The organism is Bifidobacterium saguinibicoloris (assembly GCF_019331725.1).
Taxonomy (GTDB): domain Bacteria; phylum Actinomycetota; class Actinomycetes; order Actinomycetales; family Bifidobacteriaceae; genus Bifidobacterium; species Bifidobacterium saguinibicoloris.
On sequence record NZ_JAHBBF010000015.1, the window covers coordinates 38,054 to 57,802 of the forward strand.

Sequence of the window (19,749 nt, forward strand, 5' to 3'; positions counted from 1 at the left end):
CGTGTGCGGCCTCTAGGCGCGGAGGGCGAAGGCGTACAACAGTACGTCGAACCCTCCGCAACGACGAGGACGCTCCGTCATTTCACTGACGTGTGCGGAGACCGCCGTCCGAAGGCGAAGGCGTACGAAGGGTACGTCGAGCCTGAGGAAAGGCGGTATACGCTCCGTCAGCTGACGTGTGCGGCCTCTAGGCGCGGAGGGCGAAGGCGTACAACAGTACGTCGAACCCTCCGCAACGACGAGGACGCTCCGTCAGTCGGCGAGCGGGCCGGTCTTCCAGATGCGCTCGAGGTAATCCTCGATGGAGCGGTCGGAGCTGAAGTAGCCGGAGTTGGCGACGTTGAGCAGGGCCTTGCGGTTCCACTCGAGCGGGTCGCGGTACAGCTTCTCGATCTCGGACTGGATGTCAGCGTAGGCGGTGAAGTCCGCGAGCGTCATGAACCAGTCCTTGGTCAGCCAGTCGGCGACGAGCGGCGCGTAGGCGTTGCGGTCGCCGTAGGAGAAGGTGCCGTTGGCGACCAGGTCGATGGCCTGCTTGAGGCGCGGGTCGGCCTCGTAGTACTTGGCCGGATCGTAGCCGTTGGCGTACTGGGCCTCGACCTCGTCGACGGTCATGCCGAAGAGGAAGAAGTTCTCGGCGCCGACCTTCTCGCGGATCTCGACGTTCGCGCCGTCGAGGGTGCCGACGGTGAGCGCGCCGTTAAGGGCGAACTTCATGTTGCCGGTGCCGGAGGCCTCCTTGCCGGCCTGGGAGATCTGCTCGTCGAGCTCGGTGGCCGGGATGAGGTTCTGGGCCATCTCGATGTTGTAGTTCGGGAGCATGTAGACGGCGAGCTTGCCCTTGACGTCCGGATCGTTGTTGACGACCTTGGAGACGTTGTTGATGAGCTCGATGGTCATCTTGGCCAGGTAGTAGCCCGGGGCGGCCTTCGCGCCGAAGAACACGGTGCGCGGCAGGATGTCGTCGGCGGAGACGGAGCCGTTCTTGATGGCGGCGTACTTGGAGATGACGGCGAGGATCTTCAGGCTCTGGCGCTTGTACTCGTGCAGGCGCTTGACCATCGTGTTGAACAGGGTGTTCTCGTCGATGTCGATGCCGTAGTGGTCCTTGGCGAAGCCGACGAAGGCGTGCTTGTTGGCCTGCTTGACGGCGGCGAACTTCTTGACGAACTCGTCGTCCTTGGCCAGCGGGACGAGGCCCTGCAGCAGCTCGAGGTCGGAGATCCACTTGTCGGTGCCGAGGCCCTCGGTGATGAGGTCGGACAGGCCCGGGTTGGCGAGCTTGACGAAGCGACGCGGGGTGACGCCGTTGGTCACGTTGGTGAACTTGTCCGGGTAGGCGTCGGAGAAGTCCTTGAGGGTGACGTCCTTGAGCAGCTGGGAGTGCAGCTCGGCCACGCCGTTGACGTGGGAGCCGCCGTAGGTGGCGAGGTACGCCATGCGGACGGAGTCGCCGGTGTAGATGCGCATCTTCTCGATGGTCTCGTCGGCGACGCCCTTGTCCTTGAGCTCGTCCTCGAACTGCTCGTTGATCTTCTCGATGATCTCGAGGTGACGCGGCAGCAGCTCGCCGATCAGGCTGGACGGCCAGACCTCGAGGGCCTCCGGCAGCAGCGTGTGGCAGGTGTAGTTGAAGGTCTTCTGGGTGATGGACCAGGCGGTGTCCCAGTCGTAGTCGTACTCATCGATGAGGATGCGCATGAGCTCGGGGATGCCGATGACCGGGTGGGTGTCGTTGAGCTGGAACGTGATCTTGTTCGGGAAGGTGGTCAGGTCCGGCTTGGCCTCGCCCGGGTAGAAGACGCGGATGGCGTCGTGCAGGGAGGCGGAGACGAAGAAGTACTGCTGCTCGAGACGCAGCTCCTTGCCGACCTTGGTGGAGTCCTCCGGGTAGAGGATCTTGGAGATGTTCTCGGCCTTGACCTGCGGCTTGACGGCGTCCATGTACTCGCTCTTGTTGAAGGCGAGCAGGTCGAACTCGTCGTAGGACTTGGCGGTCCACAGGCGCAGGGTGTTCACGCGCTGGGACTTGTAGCCCGGCACGAGGTAGTCGACCGGCACGGCGCGCACGGACCACGCCGGCTTCCAGACCTTCTTGCCGTTCTCCTCGACGACCTCGCCGCCGAAGGAGACCTTCTGGTCGCGGTTGTAGTCGATGTGGCCCCACGGCTCCTCGTTGGAGAGCCAGTAGTCCGGGGTTTCGACCTGCTTGCCGTTCTCGTCGAACTTCTGCTTGAAGATGCCGTACTTGTACTGGATGCCGTAGCCGAAGGCCGGCACGCCGAGGGAGGCGAGGGAGTCGATGAAGCAGGCGGCGAGACGGCCGAGGCCGCCGTTGCCGAGGCCCGGCTCGTATTCGGCGTCGACGATGTCCTTCGGCTGGAAGCCGAGGGCCTCGACGGCCGCGTCGAACTGCTCGGTCAGGCCCGCGTTGAGCAGGGCGTTCTCGAGCTGCTTGCCCATGAGGAATTCGGCGGACAGGTAGCCGACGGCCTTGGTGCTGCCGTTGACCATGTCGGACTGGGTCTTGAACCAGGAGTCCGCGAGGTGGTTGCGGACGGCCTTGGAGGCGGCGACGTAGACGTCGGCGGCGGTGGCCTGCTCGACGGTGACGCCCTGGGTGTACTTGAGTTGCTCACGAATCTCGTCGGCGAACTGCTCGGCCGTGACAGGAGACTTCGGTGCGGTGATCTCGGTCATGTTTCTTGCTTTTCCTTCCGGGATGGAACTTCCCTGACCATGATACGGCGCGCCGTTGGACGCACCCCAACCCATACATGAACAGTGAGTTACATTCCACACCGCTTCGTGCATACGTTGTCATCGGCCAATATCCGCCACTTTACTACGTAGGCGGCATCACGGCAAACCGATGGGCCGCCATCGTCCGCCGGCATGGCGCAACCGGTCACGGCGACATCGCATCGCACGTAGCACCCGTGGCACAATGACGGGTATGGCAGTGATTCTGGAGAAGGACCTGGCGCGCGGACGCCAGTCGTACGAACAATGGCGGGACGCGGCCTTGGAGGCATCGTCCGCACGCGACGTCGCGACGGCGCCGGAGACATCGGAGACCACGGGGACGCAGGCCGGGGCGCCACTCGACGCACGGCTGTCCATCGCGCCGAAACTGCCGCGGCCGGTCATGGCGATGGCCGTGCGCTACTCGCTGTTCCTGCTGGAACGCAAGGCCCCCGGGCCCGGCGTCGAAGTGCGCGTGGCGCCATGGGGCGCCATCAAGATCCTGGACGGACCGGAATCGGACCCGCACAACCTCACGCCGCCGGACGTCATCGAACTCGACCCGGACGTATGGCTGCGGCTGGCCGCCGGCATCACCACATGGGATGAGGAGAAGGAAGCCGGACGCATCAGCGCGGTGGGCGAACGCGACGACCTCGGGTGGCTGCTGCCGCTGTGACGGACGGCGGAACGCAAAACCCGGTGGCCGTGCATCGGCGACCACCGGGTCTGAAGTCTGCTACCTGAAGTCCGCGAAAACGTACCGGATGCATCGGGCGCACCGGGCGCGACGGACCGGCGCCCGCCCGCTCAGGCGTTCTTCGGCTTGAGCGCGCTCGGGATGGGGCGCGGCTTCGGCATCGGAATGGGCTTGTGCGGCGCGGCCGGCTTGGCGCTGGTCTTCGGGAACTCGCCGCTCGTGGCCTTCGCCGCGGCCTCGGCGGCCCACTTGGCGTACTCGTCCAAATCGTCCTGACCGGAGGCGGCGGCATCGTCCGCGGCGGGCGCGGCATCCGCCGTCGCGGAAACGTCCGCGGCAGTGTCCGCATACTGGTCTTCAAGATCGGCGAACGGATCGACGGAGCCCGTTCCCGGCTCCTGACCGCTCAATTCCTTGGCAAGCTCATCGTAATCGGTGTCGGTAGTCAGATATTTGAGCTTACGAGCTATCTTCTGCTGCTTGGCTTTCTGACGTCCGCGGCCCATGTGACCCCCTGAAATATTGCTTGCTATCGATTCATCATCACAGAAGAGTACCACTTGTTCCCCGCTCGTGGCTTGTCGGCTCGCGCTTTTACGATAAAAGCGATATTTTGCACGGTTTTGACACAACCCGCGCACCGGCGCAACGGTCCAACGCATCAACGCCCCGGCGACGGTCGGAAGACGTCGAAACCACGGAACCGGCACGCCGGCATCGCGCCCCATCGCACGAACCGCACGGACCGCACGACCCAAAGGACGAGACAAGCATGACGGACGAAACGCAGGAACCGCAGATCACCGCGGCCGGCAACGAAATGAGCGCAAGCTTCCTGGCCGCGAAGAAGCGCTCGGACGCGACGCTGGCCAAGCTCGAGGCGAATCCGGACAAGTTCACGATGCTCACCGGCGACCGCCCCACCGGACGCCTGCACCTCGGCCACTACTTCGGTTCCATCAAGGAACGCGTGGCCATGCAGAACAAGGGCGTCCACTCCAACATCATCATCGCGGACTACCAGGTCATCACCGACCGCGACACCACCGAGCACATCCAGGACAACGTCCTCAACCTCGTGCTCGACTACATGGCCGCCGGCATCGACCCGCAGAAGACCATGATCTACGCGCACTCCGCCGTGCCGGCCGAAAACCAGCTGCTGCTGCCGTTCCTCTCCCTCGTCACCGAGGCCGAACTGCACCGCAACCCCACCGTCAAGTCCGAGATGGAGGCCTCCGGCCACGCGCTCACCGGCCTGCTGCTCACCTACCCGGTGCATCAGGCGTGCGACATCCTCTTCTGCAAGGCGAACGTCGTGCCGATCGGCAAGGACAACCTGCCGCACATCGAGATCACGCGCACCATCGCCCGCCGCTTCAACGAGCGCTACGCCAAGAAGCACCCGGTGTTCCCGGAGCCGGCCGCCATCCTGTCCGACGCCCCGGAGATCCCGGGCCTCGACGGCCGCAAGATGAGCAAGTCCTACGGCAACTCCATCATGCTGGGCGCCACCGCCGCGGAGACCGCCAAGCTCATCAAGAAGAGTCCCACCGATTCCGAGCGCACCATCACCTTCGACCCGGTGAACCGCCCGCAGGTCTCCGCGCTGCTCACCACCGCGGGCCTCGTGACCGGCCGTGACCCGAAGGAGATCGCCGACGAGATCGGCGCCGCGGGCGCCGGCGCGCTCAAGGCGTACGTCATCGAATCCGTGAACAACTTCCTCGCCCCGCACCGCGAGCGTCGCGAGGAGCTCGCCAAGGACATGGACTACATCCGCGACGTGCTGCACGACGGCAACAAGCGCGCCAACGAAATCGCCAACGCCACCCTCGACGAGGTGCGCGAGGCCATGGGCATGAAGTACTGATTCATGATTCACTGATTTCCGCTATCTGCGGCACGAGGGGTATTTCTCCGCCACTGCGGATGTCTATCCTGCTTACGAGGGGTATCCGCCGCGGGTAAACCACTGCGAAAACGGCTTGGCTGCCTTGCGGCCAAGCCGTTTTCGCGTCCTTGTACCCCACTGGGGCACCCCTCGCAAGTGAGTTGGATGTCCGTAAGAGCGGAAAAGCACCCCTCGCAACGCAGATGAACGGAGCGGCCGCGGGTCCTTCCGACCCGCCGTTCACCAGCCTGCTTCCCCGGACCGTCGAATAGGCTCCGCGCCCAGACCCAGGATCGCAGGATGGTCGATCAAGCCCGCCACCGATGCCAAGACCTCGGCCCGGGCCGGCCGACGAATGGATCGGGCCCTCCGGCAGCTCACCGGCTAGTGGACCCGCTCGCCCGCAAGGAACGTCATCACCACATGCCGCGGCATGCCGCGCATCTCCTCGGGGGTCAGCTGCGCATAGGGGTCGGCGTCCAACAACACCAGGTCGGCCGGGTCGCCGGGCTCGGGCTGGACGCGGCCGGTCGCCGTGGACGAGGCCAACGCCACGTCGACCGGCAGGCATTGCTCCGGCTGGAACGGTTCGCGGGCCGAATCCTCGGTCTCGAACACCGCCGCGGAGATCGCCAGCCACGGGTCCAACGGCGCCACCGGGGCGTCGGAGCCCATACGCAGCGTGGTCCCCGCGTCATACAGGGAACGGAACGCGTATGGAATGCCGGCCGGATGCGCCCAGAAGCGGGAGATCACATCCCGGTCGTCCATCGCATGCTGCGGTTGGATGCTCGCCTCGAGGCCGAGCGCGGCGAGACGCGGGATGTCCCGCGGCTTGAGCAGCTGCGCATGCTCGATGGAGCCATGCGCGTGCGTGCGTTCCGCCGCGTCGAGCACGATGGTGTTCGCCTCATCGCCGATGGCATGGCAGGCGATGGCGAACCCGTGTCCGGTGGCGAGACGCATGTAGTCCTCGATCTGTTCGGGTGTGTAGCTCAGCACGCCGCAGGTCGGCGGCTCGATGCCGGAATACGGGGTGGAGCAATAGGCGGAACGGGTGTTGAGCGAACCGTCGGAGATGAGCTTCATCGCACCCACCATGCCCAATCCGCGGCTGCCGGGCAACGGTTTGCCGCTATGCCAGCCGTCCTCGATGGCCTTGGCCAGACGCTCGGGATAGACGCCGGCCGCGACGCGCAGACGGTTGATGCCCGCCTTGAACCGGGCGATCCACGTGTCGATGTTCTCCGCCATCTCGTAGTCGCGGATGCCGGTCACACCCTTGCCGGCCGCATCCGCCTCGGCCTCGCGCAGCAGACGGTCGGTTTCCTCCGCCGCGCCGGGCGCCTTGTCGAACTCCTTGTACGCCTCGAACCATTCCAATTCGCCCACCAGACCTGTCTTCGGGTCCGGATGGACGCCGAGCCGGCGGGCCGCCGCCGAATTCACCCATCCGCAGTGCATGTCTGCGCTGGACAGGGCCACGGGCTGCTCGCCGGCGGCCTCGTCGATGGCGACCAGCGTGGGCTGTTGGTCATCGGACCACAGGGAATGACGGAAGCGCATGCCCACCACGAACGCGTTCGGGTCGAGCGTGCCGGAGGCGCGGCGTTCATCGAGATGCGCGCGCAGCATGGTCATCGCCTCGGATGCGGAGCGGGCGTCGATGAGGTCGAGCCGGCCGAGCGTCTTCGACCACTGGGTGAAATGCGTGTGGCAGTCCATGAGGCCGGGGATGACCCATAGGTCGGAGGCGTCGATGGTCGTCGCGGCGGGGGCCACGGCGGCAACGGAAGCAACGGAACCGGAGCCAGCAGGGGCCGTAGCGCCGACGGAAGCCGCCGGCGCTACGGAGACGACGCGGCCATCGCGGATGCCGAGGTCCACACGTCCGGCATCGGCCTTGCCGGGCACGCGCGCGTTGAGGATGTTCAGGTCATTGCTCATATCGCTCATACCCGCCATACTGCCACCGTCAGAGCAGGCGGGGGCGTCCGTTCCCGCCGGACGAAACGCAGACGGGTGGCGTGGAAAACTCCGCATGGCATGCGGGTATCGGGGCGCACGCGGATCAGGCCAACTATCTCTTCGCTTTTGGACGTGCAGGAGGATGTGTGATTCCATCGGACCGGGCGACATGTCCGATAATCACACGGCACGTCACACGCGAGCCACGCGAACCGCATCAGGCCGGCCGATCGTCAGGGCACGCCGAGCCACGTCATACGCAGACGCACCATGTATCGGAGGCACGTCGAGCCACGCCAGGCATGCACGATGCGCGCAGGGAGAGAACAACACGGTGGACCGCCGGCTCACATCGCCCCATGTCGGGGCATACGCAAGTACATCACAATCAGGTCACGCATCAGCCCACGCCGAGCCACGCCACAGGCCGTCTCGGGCAACGTAGACACACTGTATATCGGGGCCATACGCGAACCGCATCAGGCCGGCCGGTCGTCGGGGCACGCCGAGCCATGCCCAGACATGTACGATGCGCGGGACATGCGCAAGAACCACGCACGGAGTATGCACAACCCCGGAAGTTATCCACAACCGTTCGGCACTTTATGCACAGTCATCCACAGGTGCCGACGGGACGATCCAATGCCGTCTATCCTGAGCCTCCACCGGATGCAAAGGCAACGGACACCGAGACGCAATGAAGCGAAAGGACGAGACATGGGCGGATCGATGGCATTGGCCGAACTCACCGAACTGAAATACCGTCGCATGGGGATATGTTCCGAACTCCAGCGCCGCACCGATTGGCGTCCCCCATACGCCTTGTCCACCGCTTTGGAGCTGATGGCGATCGAGATGCCACGACTGCCGAGGGCCCGGATGCGAAACGAACGTCGGGGAACCGCCGAACGTGTCATGGTGGCCGTCCCCCATGCGAATCGGAAGTATCGCGTCAACGGAATCGATGCGGTGGTCTGGCGGTTCCCGATGGACACCATCACAATCGACCGGCAGTTCGTCTGCACGTCCCCGGCGTGCACATGGGCGATGTTCGCCGCGTATGTGGAGCTGGAGGAACTCATCGTGCTGGCCGATTCCATGATGCGACGGGATGGGCGTCTGCGGCGGACCGCGAAGGAGGGGCTGGCCCTGTACCTCGACGACGCCGAACGGTACGTGCGGCAGGAACGGGAGGAAGGCCATGCATGCCGGATGTTCAAGGGGTTCGCCGATTGCCGTCGAGCCATGCCGATGATCCGTGAGGGCACGGATTCCTCCATGGAGACCCGTACGCGGCTGGCTCTGATGAGATACGGTCTGGACTGCCCGCAGGTGAATTATCCGGTGTCCGTCGGGCATGGGGGAAGGACGCTGTATCTGGATCTCGCGTATCCCGAGTTCAAGATCTGCATCGAATACGACGGAGCGTATCATGCGGGGCGATGGCTGGGCGATGTGAAGAGGCGCCAGGCGCTTGAGGACGCGGGCTGGAAATATGTTCAGGCGACATCGACGGATCTTGGCGCTCCTGCCGCCGAAGAGATTCTGGCCGGCAGGGTGGCGAATCGGATATACGAGGTCACGGGGGCGGTCGTGCCACTGATGAAGCGGAAAACCATCCGACAGGTATGCGATGCCAGAGGCGCACGCCGGCGGCCGCTGTACATGCGGCTCGGGTTCACGCCGCTGCTGAATCCCCGGACTGCGGGCTGATGCGCCGGGCCATCACGGCTTGCGGCGTGGTATGCGGAACGAGTCGCAGCATCTCAGGGTTCTCCCGGACTATCTGCGTTGTAAGGGGTACTTTTGCGTTTGTGCGGACATCCATCTCGCCTATGAGGGGTGGGCACCCTCGTCGTTAGGCCGCGGAAACGGCCTGGTCTCATTGCAATCAAGCCGTTTCCGCATGGATATACCCGTACGAAGAACCCCTCATAAGCAGGATAGGCATCCGCAAACCCGCGAATGCACCTCTTGTAACGGAGATGTCGCAAGACAGCCGCAAGGCATCCACGCGTTGGCCACGCGTTGGCCGCAAGATAGCCGCGAAATGGCCGCAGGCCAGCCGCAGGATAGCCACACACGGAGCCCTGAAAGGCGTGACGCGGCCCGGCCCCGCCTTCGGCACTCAGCCGTTCAGAACCGTGCCGCCTGACCAGACCGACCGCCGCCGACGGGTCACTTGCCTCGGACCTCGGCCTCCATGGTCTCCATCGGCTCGTCGACGAGCACCGTGCCGGAGGGCAGCGAGCCGGGCAGCGGGTCGTCCATGTAGTGGTCGAACTCGTAGAGCATCTGCTCGTTCGGCTTCTCGGTGAGCAGCGACACCACCACGATGAACGCCAGCGAGATGAGGAACGCGGGCAGCAGCTCGTAGATGGCGAACACGCCGCCCAGAGGCTTCATCACGTTATGCCAGATGAGCACGGCCGCGGTGCCGGAGAGCATGCCCGCCACGGCACCGGCCTTGTTGGCGCGGCGCCAGTACAACGCGCACAGCATGAGCGGGCCGAACGAGGCGCCCAGACCGGCCCACGCGTAGGAGACGACCTGGAAGATTGAGGAGTTCTGGTCGTAGGCGACGAGGCATCCGAACAGGAACATCACCACCAGCGTGAGGCGCGCGACGATCATGACCTGACGGTCGGTCGCCTTCTTGTGGAACAGACCACGGAAGATGTTCTCGCCCATCGCGGAGGCGCCGATGATCATGTACGAGGAGCTGGAGCTCATCGAGGCGGCGAAGATGCCGGAGACGACCACACCGCACACGAAGCTCGGCAGCAGCGTCTGCGCGAGTACGATGAAGATGGTCTCCGCGTCCGTGCCGGTAAGCAGGTGCGTGGGCATCATCGCACGGCCGACGAGACCGATGCACACGGCGCTGGCGAGCGAAAGCACGCACCAGGAGGTGGCGATGATACGCGACTTGCGTACCTCCTCGGCGTCGCGGATGGACAGGAAGCGCACGAGCACCTGCGGCATACCGAAGTAGCCGAGACCCCACGCAAGCATCGAGACGATCGTGATGATGCCGTAGTCGGTGGGCGCGCCGAACACGGCCTTGCCGGCCTCGACGATCTGCCTGCCGGTCTCCGGGTCGAGCGTCGGGGAGGCGACCTGCGTGCCGGAGATGAAGCCGGGGATCGCGCGCAGGAAGGCGACCGTCTCGCCGATGCCGCCGGCGGAGGCGACCGTGCCGACGAACACCACGGCGAGCGCGAAGAACATGAGCAGGCCCTGGATGAAATCGGTCATCACGACGGACAGGTAGCCGCCGACGATCGTGTACACGAACACGACGAGCGCGCCGAGGACCATCATCAGGTGGTAGTCGAAGCCGAACAGCGCGGCGAACAGCTTGCCGACGGTCACGAAGCAGCTGCCCACGTACACGCAGAAGAAGACGAGGATGATGACGGCCGCGATGGTGGAGATGACGCTCTTCGTATCGTGGAAGCGCTTGGCGAAGAAGTCGGGGATGGTGATGGCGTCGCCGGCCACCACGGAGTAGCGGCGCAGACGCCTGGCCACGATCTTCCAGTTGAGGTAGGTGCCGATGGCGAGGCCGAGGGCGGTCCACAACGGGTCGGCGGCGCCGGTGAAGTAGGCGAGGCCGGGCAGGCCCATGAGCAGCCAGCCGGACATGTCGGAGGCTTCGGCGGAGAGCGCGGTGAGCCACGGTCCCACGCCGCGCCCGCCGGCGAAGTACTCCTTGGAGGAGGAGTTGGACCGCTTGGAGTAGACGAATCCGATGGACAGCATGGCCGCGAAGTAGATGACCATGGCCAGAAGGATCCAGAAATCGTTCGCCACACTAACCGCCTTATCCGAGATGTCCATGGCGCCGTGCGGACGCGTGAGGTCCGCACGTGACGACCATGGGGTTGCTCTCTGGGAATTCCAGTACTGTCGCCGACCTTCCCCGAAAGTGCGGACAATCCCACGACGGCGTCTCGCATGCTGAGCGGGAGGCCGCGGAAAAGGCCATGAACAGGGTCATGAAAAAGGCCCTCTCGTCGGAGAGGGCCGGTTGCCGTCGGGAGGCTGGTTGCCGTCGGGAGGCCGGGCGGCTCGAACGAATCAGATGCAGATTAGATGCAGATCAGATGTCGTACCGCCACGACTTGTCGGTGATGACGCGCGCCATCGCCAGGCCGATCGGCAGGCAGATGATGACCATGAACGCGCGGAACGCCCAGTCGAGCGCGGTCAGGGTGTCGAACGAACCGAGGTGGAACATGGCCTGGTACATGTACAGGCCGGGCACCATGATCACGATCGACGGCACGGTGAGGCAGATGCGCGGATAGCCGAAGTGGGGCGCGAGCCAGCCCTTCCGCACGGACGAACGCCATGCGGTGGCGAGCAGGCCCGCGAGCAGCGCGCCGATGAACGCACCGGCCTCCGCGGGCACGCCGCGGTCGACGATCTCGAGACGCAGTGTATCGGTGATGGCGCCGATGGTCGCGGCGACGAGGCACATGCGCTGCGGCGAGTTGAACATGATGGAGAAGCCCCAGACCCCGAGGAACGCGAACACGAAGCGCAGCGCGCCGTTCACCCACACGTTGAGGCCGAGCGGCTCGAAGCCGGTGGGGTTGAGGTGCACGATCGAGGCGACCATCCACCCTGCGAGCGTGGCCATGAGCACGATGCAGAAGAAGTACGTGAGGCGTTGGATGCCGGAGGGGAAGTCGATCTTCGCCATGTCGAGGCCGCTGGTGATGAGCGGGAATCCGGGGATGACGAACAGCATCGCGCCGATGTACGCGGTGTCGTGCTGCAGGGCGATCGGGTCGAACAGGCCGATGAGGCGCAGCGTGCCGGTGCAGGCGAGCGCGGCGAGCGCGACGCACACGAACGTGACGAAGAACTGGTTGAGATGGTGCTTGAACAGACGGCGGCGCAGCCAGTGGCCGAGTCCGGCGCCGACGAACGCGCCGACCATGTCGTAGGGGCCGCCGCCGAGCAGGAACACGAAGGATGCGCAGGCGATGGCGGAGGCGAGTCCGGCGAAGGCGGGCGTGTACAGCGGTTTGCGGTGTTCGATCATGTCGAGCCGGTGGTGGGCCTGCCGCACGGTGATGCCCGTCGTCCGGCCGTCCGCCTTGCGTTCGCCGTCGAGGTGGTCGAAGTGTTCGGCGTATTCCTTGGGCGGCTTGCGATTGGCGAGTTTCGTCTTCGGCCGACGTGTCTTGCCCGCGGCCTCCGACTGTGAGGTTGCGCCGATGCCGACGCCGGTTTCGCCGGCGGTTCCGACCGGTTCCTCCCCGTGCTTCGCGGCCGCCTCGCGCTCCTGCGCCTGCTCGCGTTCGTCGGCGGCGCGTGCGGCGAGCGACTGGGTCATCGCGGCCTGCGACCAGTCGGTCTCGTGCACGTGCAGCTGGTGGGCGCGCGGGTCGCCCGGGTCGGTGGCGCGGCTCGCGGCCTCCAGCGCGTCGAGCACGGCGTCCTGGCCGGGCTCGACGCGGCCGTCCGCGGCGTCAGCGGCATCCGCGACGCCGATGCCTTCGACGCGCCCCTCCCTGCGCAGCTGCTTGGACAGGTCGGCGGACACCTGCGAGGCGTCCTTCGCGTCGAGGTGCTGCATGAGTCCCTGCGAGACCTCGGGCTGCACGTGGTACATGCTTTCCTCGCCGAGGTTGACGCTGAACCAGTCGGCGAAGTGTTCGAGCAGCCAGATGCGTTCGGTGTTGACGCCGGTGCTCGGCAGGTCGATGACCTCGGTGATGCGGTCCTTGCCGTCGGTGCATGCGGCTTCGATGTCGGTGAGGTTGACGTCGGCGCGCACGTGCACGCCGAGCGGGTAGGCGATGCGGTGCATCATCTCGCGCACGCGGAACGAGCCGGTGCCGGCGGACAGGTCGAGCAGTCCGACGCGTACGATGACGCTCGCCTTGGCGGCGATGCCCGCTTCGGCGATGGGCTTGTCCCAGTCGCGTTCGATGTCCTCCATGTCCAGCGGGATGGAGTGCGTGTGGTAGTGCGACACGGCGATGGCGCCGTGCTCCTTGTGGTCGTCCTGTCCGGCCTGCGCCGTGGTGCGATGTTCCGTCTGCTGCTGCATGTGATTCCCTGATCCGTTCGGATGCCGTGCGGGGGCGCGATGCGCGCATGCCCGCCCGTGTCTTGCGATTGCCGATGACTGCGAATGACGAGATTCCGAGGCCTCACGCTACCCCGCTCCCTTCCCCGCGCGACGCGCGCCCTTTCGGACGGTCCACGTTTCGGACACGCAACGGCCGCAATGCGGCCCTCCGACGCGTCGTCGGCGACGGCGCGAACCGCTCCGGACGCGACGGAACACGCCGGAATCGCACACCGAAAATGTCACGGTCCGCGTCCGGAAACCGGAATCCGTAACATTCGTTGCGATTGGGCGACGTTAGAATGCCGACTACAACCAAACGCCGTATACGGGCTGTGGGCTCGCAACGGACGGCCTCAACAACCGCGGAGGAGCCGTGGGCGACCGTCAGACCGAGCAACCTTAGGTACGGCAGAAGGAGGTCTGATGACAGATAACGATCAGCAGATCACGCCCGCCGACGCGACCATCGTGTCCACCGGCACCGGGACCAAAGGCCCCGAAGAGCGCCATCTCCCTGAATCGCTCGCCAACGACATGGATCTATGTCTGCGCATCCTGCGCGATGTCCTTGGCGAATTCGATCCCAAATTGCTCGCAACCTTCGATCAGGTGCGACAGTACGCGGTCGAGGCCAGCGCCGAACACTTCGAAGGCGTGATGGTCGACCCCGATCCCGATCACGACGGACTGAAGAAGGCCGTGGAGACCATCGACAAGATGAAGCTCCACGACGCCCAGCTGCTCGCCCGCGCATTCGCCACCTACTTCCACCTCGCCAACCTGTGCGAGGAGGACTACCGCGTCTCCGTGCTGCACGCGCGCGAGGCCAAGGTGACCGAGGACAGCGCCGTGGACCCGATCAACGAGCTCACCGTGGCCTACCACCAGCTCATCAACGAGATGGGTCCGGCCAAGGCCAAGGAGCTGCTCGACCGGCTCGAGTTCCACCCCGTGTTCACCGCGCACCCCACCGAGGCCCGCCGCAAGGCCGTGGAAGGCAAGATCCGCCGCATCTCCGAACTGCTCACCGCGCACAAGACGCTCGGCGGCTCGGACAAGAAGGAGAACAGCCGTCGCCTCTACAACGAGATCGACGCCCTGTTCCGCACCTCGCCGATCGCGCTGAAGAAGCCGACGCCGGTGGAAGAGGCGGACACCATCCTCGACATCTTCGACAACACGCTGTTCCACACCATCCCGCAGGTCTACCGCCGCTTCGACGACTGGGTCCTGGGCGACAAGGCCGGACTCGTCGAGCCCGTCTGCCCCGCGTTCTTCCACCCGGGCAGCTGGATCGGCTCCGACCGCGACGGCAACCCGAACGTCACCGCCAAGGTGAGCCGTCAGGTGGCCCGCAAGTTCTCCGACCACGTCCTCGCCGCCCTCGAGGAGGCCACGCGCACCGTGGGCCGCAACCTCACCATGGAGGCGGAGACCACGCCGCCGAGCGCCGAGCTCAAGGTGCTGTGGAGCCACCAGAAGGAGATGAGCGAGCGTCTCACCGACAAGGCCGCCCTGATCTCCACCAAGGAGCTGCACCGCGCCGTCATGCTGGTGATCGCCGATCGCCTGCACTACACCATCGAGCGCGACGCCGACCTCATGTACCACTCCTGCGACGACTTCATCGCCGACCTCAAGACGGTCCAGCGGTCGCTGTCCGACGCGGGCGCCAAGCGCTCCGCGTACGGTCCGCTGCAGGACCTCATCTGGCAGGCCGAGACCTTCGGCTTCCACATGGTCGAGATGGAGTTCCGCCAGCATTCCGTGGTGCATTCCCGCGCCCTCGCGGACATCCGCGAGCACGGCCTGCACGGCGAACGCGGCGACCTGCAGCCGATGACCCAGGAGGTGCTCGACACCTTCCGCGCCCTCGGCTCCATCCAGAAGCGCAACGGCCTGAAGGCCGCCCGCCGCTACATCATCTCGTTCACGAAGAGCGCCCAGAACATCAAGGACGTCTACGAGCTGAACCGCCTCGCCTTCGCCCATCCTGAGGACGTGCCGACCATCGACGTGATTCCGCTGTTCGAGCAGCTCGAGGATCTCCAGAACTCGGTGGACGTGCTCGAGGACATGATCAAGATCCCCGAAGTGCAGGCGCGTCTCAAGGCCACCGGCAACAAGCTCGAGGTCATGCTCGGCTACTCCGATTCCTCGAAGGACGCCGGCCCGACCTCCGCCACGCTGGCCCTGCACTCCGCGCAGGAGCGCATCGCCAAGTGGGCGAAGTCGCACGACATCGACCTGACCCTGTTCCATGGCCGCGGCGGCGCCGTCGGCCGTGGCGGTGGCCCCGCCAACCGCGCGGTGCTCGCCCAGCCGGTCGGCTCCGTCAAGTGCCGCTTCAAGCTCACCGAACAGGGCGAGGTCATCTTCGCCCGCTACGGCAACCCGGTGCTGGCCATCCGCCACGTCGAGTCCGTCGCGGCGGCGACCCTGCTCCAGTCCGCGCCGAGCGTCGAGAAGCGCAACACGGACATGACCGCCAAGTACGCGGAGATGGCGCACGAGCTCGACGAGGCGGCGCACAACCGCTTCCTCGACCTGCTGCACACGCCGGACTTCGCGCAGTGGTTCTCCACCGTGACGCCGCTCACCGAGATCGGTCTGCTGCCGATCGGCTCCCGTCCGGCCAAGCGTGGCCTGGGCGCGAAGTCGCTCGACGACCTGCGCACGATTCCGTGGATCTTCTCCTGGGCCCAGGCCCGCATCAACCTGGCCGCCTGGTACGGCCTCGGCACCGCATGCGAGCAGTTCGGCGATTTGGAGACCATGCGTCAGGCCTACGAGGAGTGGCCGCTGTTCTCCACGTTCATCGACAACATCGAGATGTCGCTCGCCAAGACCGACGAGCGCATCGCGAAGATGTACCTGGCGTTGGACGACCGCACCGATCTGCCGGAGAAGGTCATGCACGAGATGGAGCTCACCCGCAAGTGGGTGCTGGCCATCGTCGGCGACAAGTGGCCGCTCCAGCACCGTCACGTGCTCGGCCAGGCCATCCGCATCCGCTCCCCGTACGTGGACGCGCTGTCCGTCACCCAGGTGCTGGCGCTGCGTTCGCTGCGCAAGAAGGTGGACAAGGAGGAGCTCTCGAAGAGCCAACAGGCGGAGTTCATCTATCTCATCCTCTGCACCGTTTCGGGCGTCGCCGCCGGCCTGCAGAACACGGGCTGATCGCACCCCTTCATTTCCGGTTCCGGAACGCCCGTTTCGGGCGCTCCGGAACCACCTTCACGAGGGCCTTCGCGGGTTTTCCGCGGAGGCCCTCCGTCGTCTCACGCCCATGTCCGTCGTCTCATGCCCATATCCGTCGTTTCTTGTCCATCCTTGGCGTGCTGCCGACGCTACAGGACGTCCCAGCGTCGGCGCCGTGCCACGGCTGGCGTAGTTCCGACGCAAACCCGTCGTCAGCGTCGGCACCGTGCCACAGCTGGCGCAACTCCGACGCCGGATGGCCTGTAGGCGTCGCCTGAGTGCCGACTGTGGCACGCAGGCGACGCACATGGCACGAATCGGACGAATCGGACGAATCGGCGATGGAGAAGAGGGCCGTATGCCATCCCGCAGGATGCCATGAAACGCGCCATGCCGTCCACCGGCCTCCGCCTCGACGTCCAGGCCATCCCGGAAAAGCCATGTGAACAATCTCACGCACTGCACCGCCGCCTCCCCGCATGCCACGTTGCGATTCCCGGATATAGTGCTCTCTGTCGGCGTCGACAGGGGACATTGACGCCGGCGAAGCACACATCGGGGATGTTCGATTGTTTATCGGATATCCATGATGCGCGGCATACGCGTCCAAGGCCGCATGGCCGGGGTGCACGCCATCGCACAGGACCGTCGCATACGGAACGGCGCCCATCCATCCTCTGCCCATGCCGGCAGACCATCGTATCCAGCTACGAAAGGAACCCGGGCATGGCAAGACTCACCGCGAACCGCTGGAGCAGTGCGATCGCGCCCGCACTGCTCATCCACATCCCCATCGGCACCGTCTACTGCTGGAGCGTGTTCAAGCAGCTCATCGCCGACCAGATGCACGCCGATCCCGCCTCCGTGGAATGGGCGTTCTCGCTCGCCATCTTCTTCCTCGGCATGTCCGCCGCGTTCGCCGGACCGATGGTGGAGAAGGACATCCGCAAGTCAGCGTTCGTCTCCATGATCTGCTTCGTCGTCGGCTTCGCCGGCACCGGTGTGAGCATCACCCTGGGCTTCCTGCCGGGCGTGTTCATCTGCTACGGCGCGATCATGGGCGTGGGATTGGGCGTCGGCTATCTGACGCCAGTCAAGAACCTCATGCTCTGGTTCGCGGACAACAAGGGCCTTGCCACCGGCATCGCGGTGGCCGGGTTCGGCCTCGCCAAGGCGATCGGCAGTCCGCTCATGGAATGGCTGATCGGCACGGTCGGTCTCGTGAACATGTTCTACACGCTCGCCGCGGTCTACGCGGTGATGATGTTCGCCGGTTTCCTGCTCATCCGCCGACCGGCCGGATGGACCTACGATCCCGCCACCTCGCATGTCAGCCGCGCCTGGATCCTCAGGAAGCCCGCGTTCTGGGGCATCTGGATTGCCTTCTACCTCAACATCACCTGCGGTCTGGCGCTCATCAGCCAGGAGAAGGACATCCTGCACGACGTGCTGGCCGCGCTGCCGCGGTACGCCTCGCTGAGCCCGAGCGCGTTCGCCGTCGCCTCCGCGGGCGTCATCGGCCTGGTGCTCGCCGTCGATTCGGTGTTCAACACGGCCGGCCGCATGGGCTTCTCCACGCTTTCCGACCATCTCAAACACCGTGAGACCGTGTATCAGGTGATCTTCGTCATGTCGATTGCCGTCTGCCTGCTGCAGATCGCCCTGAACAGCATCGACAATGCGTTGCTCTGGGCCGTGCTCGCCATGCTGTTCCTCGTCAACGCGGGCTACGGCGGCGGCTTCTCCACGCTGCCGGTGCTGCTCGACCAGCATTTCGGCACGAAGACCGTGTCCACCACGCACGGGCTCACGCTGAGCGCATGGGCGTTCGCCGGACTGTCCGGCAACCAGCTGGCCTCGTTCGTGGTCACGCACGCGCCCGACCAGGCACACCGCTACGCCGCGCTCATCCCGGTGCTCACCATACTGTTCGCGGTGGCGCTGGTCAGCGTCACGCTGGTCAAGGCCGCCGGTAAGCGTGCCGCGGTGCGCGACGGAGTCCCGGCCACGGCACCCGCACCGGCGTCGGCCCGTCCGTCCCATCAGACCGTCGGCAAGGCGGCCTGAACAGCGGGCCGCATGACGGCATCGCCGTAACGGCGACCGCGCGATTCACGCGCGTGAACGGCTGTGTCCCGATCGTCGGACCGGAATCATCCGGATTCGACGGTCGGGGCGCGGCCCATGTTCCGCAAGCCGGACCGCCCGCCGAAGGCGACGGACGGAAGACCCGGCATCGGACCGTCCGGCGACGAATAGACAACACACGGCAACCGACGCCATCGCCGGCGCATCCCGCCTATCCTAGGCCTCACGACAACCGACGGAAGGGGAGACGCCATGATCAACGTTCTGTGCTTCGGCGATTCCAACACGAACGGCACGAATCCCGCGGGCGGACGCCACCCGTACGATGTGCGGTGGCCCGGCCGGCTGCAGCGGGCGCTCGGTGACGGATGGCACGTCATCGAAGAGGGGATGGGCGGACGCACCACCGTATTCGACAATCCGATCGAACCGCATCGCAGCGGCATCGAGGCGCTGCCCGTCGCACTCGTCACGCATCGTCCGCTCGACTACGTGATGATCGCGCTCGGCACCAACGACATGAAGGCGATGTTCCACGCCGACGAGCGGGTCATCGCGTCCGGGCTCGAGATGCTCGTGCGCGAAGTGGAGATCACCGACAACCGCGGTCAGTCGGCTCCGCGCATCGTCGTCGTGTCGCCGATTTATCTGCTGCCTGGCATCTCGACGAGCGGATTCGTCGGATTCGAGGAGGACGCGGTCGCCGTCTCGCACCGATTGGCCGGTGAATACCGCAAGGTCGCCGAACGGCACGGCTGCCTGTTCCTCGACGCCGCGCAGGTTGCCGAGGCGAGCGAACTCGACAAGCTGCACATGGACGCCGCCAACCACGCCAAGCTCGCGGACGCGATGGCCGAGTTGCTCGTCAGCGACCGGGCCGCCCGCTGACGGGCCGCCTCGCGGCATGACGGCTCCTGTCCAGTCAGCATCTCGATTGCGCGACGGCGTACATCCTCGGTATGCGCCGGCGCTCCTCTTAATCAGAGTGCCAACAATCCGCCGCGCGCCGGACCATTTCGCGGGGGAGGTCGTTTCGCGGGGGAGGTCGGTTCGTGTGGG

At 65.6% G+C, this 19,749-nt stretch carries 11 protein-coding genes; 6 read left to right on the forward strand and 5 right to left on the reverse strand.

Features of this window, described 5'->3' with window-relative positions:
* Positions 1 to 252: 252 nt before the first annotated feature.
* Entirely contained in the window at positions 253 to 2,700 is a 2,448-nt protein-coding gene (locus tag KIH78_RS08905; protein WP_219132074.1) for a glycogen/starch/alpha-glucan phosphorylase, read from the reverse strand.
* 256 nt (positions 2,701 to 2,956) lie between these two features.
* Between KIH78_RS08905 and KIH78_RS08910 the strand changes: the two genes are divergently transcribed.
* The gene (locus KIH78_RS08910) at positions 2,957 to 3,424 is read left to right on the forward strand and encodes a sterol carrier family protein (RefSeq protein ID WP_219132075.1); all 468 of its coding nucleotides are present in this window, start codon (positions 2,957 to 2,959) and stop codon (positions 3,422 to 3,424) included.
* 131 nt (positions 3,425 to 3,555) lie between these two features.
* Here the strand turns inward: KIH78_RS08910 and KIH78_RS08915 are convergent, their stop codons facing one another.
* On the reverse strand, positions 3,556 to 3,951 hold the full coding sequence (locus KIH78_RS08915; protein WP_219132076.1) for a DUF3073 domain-containing protein: 396 nt from the start codon (positions 3,949 to 3,951) through the stop codon (positions 3,556 to 3,558).
* 266 nt (positions 3,952 to 4,217) lie between these two features.
* Here KIH78_RS08915 and trpS point away from each other — a divergent pair, with 266 nt between their 5' ends.
* A complete protein-coding gene (trpS, locus tag KIH78_RS08920) occupies positions 4,218 to 5,318 on the forward strand; it encodes a tryptophan--tRNA ligase (RefSeq protein ID WP_214315683.1) in 1,101 nt (366 codons plus the stop codon).
* A gap of 405 nt (positions 5,319 to 5,723) precedes the next feature.
* On the opposite strand, the gene KIH78_RS08925 is transcribed toward trpS, so the two are convergent.
* Positions 5,724 to 7,304, reverse strand: coding sequence for an amidohydrolase (locus KIH78_RS08925; protein ID WP_219132077.1), 1,581 nt, complete (start codon positions 7,302 to 7,304; stop codon positions 5,724 to 5,726).
* 720 nt (positions 7,305 to 8,024) lie between these two features.
* On the opposite strand from KIH78_RS08925, the gene KIH78_RS08930 reads away from it, so the two are divergent.
* Positions 8,025 to 9,020: a hypothetical protein gene (locus KIH78_RS08930; RefSeq protein ID WP_219132078.1), complete on the forward strand. Its 996-nt coding sequence runs from the start codon at positions 8,025 to 8,027 to the stop codon at positions 9,018 to 9,020.
* A 465-nt stretch (positions 9,021 to 9,485) separates the two neighbouring features.
* Here KIH78_RS08930 and KIH78_RS08935 read toward each other — a convergent pair whose 3' ends face one another.
* On the reverse strand, positions 9,486 to 11,123 hold the full coding sequence (locus tag KIH78_RS08935; RefSeq protein ID WP_214315689.1) for a sodium/proline symporter: 1,638 nt from the start codon (positions 11,121 to 11,123) through the stop codon (positions 9,486 to 9,488).
* 289 nt (positions 11,124 to 11,412) lie between these two features.
* Positions 11,413 to 13,266: a threonine/serine exporter family protein gene (locus tag KIH78_RS08940; protein ID WP_219132083.1), complete on the reverse strand. Its 1,854-nt coding sequence runs from the start codon at positions 13,264 to 13,266 to the stop codon at positions 11,413 to 11,415.
* 558 nt (positions 13,267 to 13,824) lie between these two features.
* Here KIH78_RS08940 and KIH78_RS08945 point away from each other — a divergent pair.
* From KIH78_RS08945 to KIH78_RS08955, 3 genes are all read left to right on the forward strand, one after another.
* Complete coding sequence (locus tag KIH78_RS08945; protein ID WP_219132079.1) at positions 13,825 to 16,581, forward strand: phosphoenolpyruvate carboxylase; 2,757 nt, start codon at positions 13,825 to 13,827, stop codon at positions 16,579 to 16,581.
* 747 nt (positions 16,582 to 17,328) lie between these two features.
* Positions 17,329 to 18,669 carry an OFA family MFS transporter gene (locus tag KIH78_RS08950; protein ID WP_219132080.1) on the forward strand — a complete coding sequence of 447 codons (1,341 nt, stop codon included), beginning with the start codon at positions 17,329 to 17,331 and terminating at the stop codon, positions 18,667 to 18,669.
* Positions 18,670 to 18,942: 273 nt separating this feature from the next.
* Entirely contained in the window at positions 18,943 to 19,578 is a 636-nt protein-coding gene (locus KIH78_RS08955) for an SGNH/GDSL hydrolase family protein (RefSeq protein WP_219132081.1), read from the forward strand.
* Positions 19,579 to 19,749: the final 171 nt, after the last annotated feature.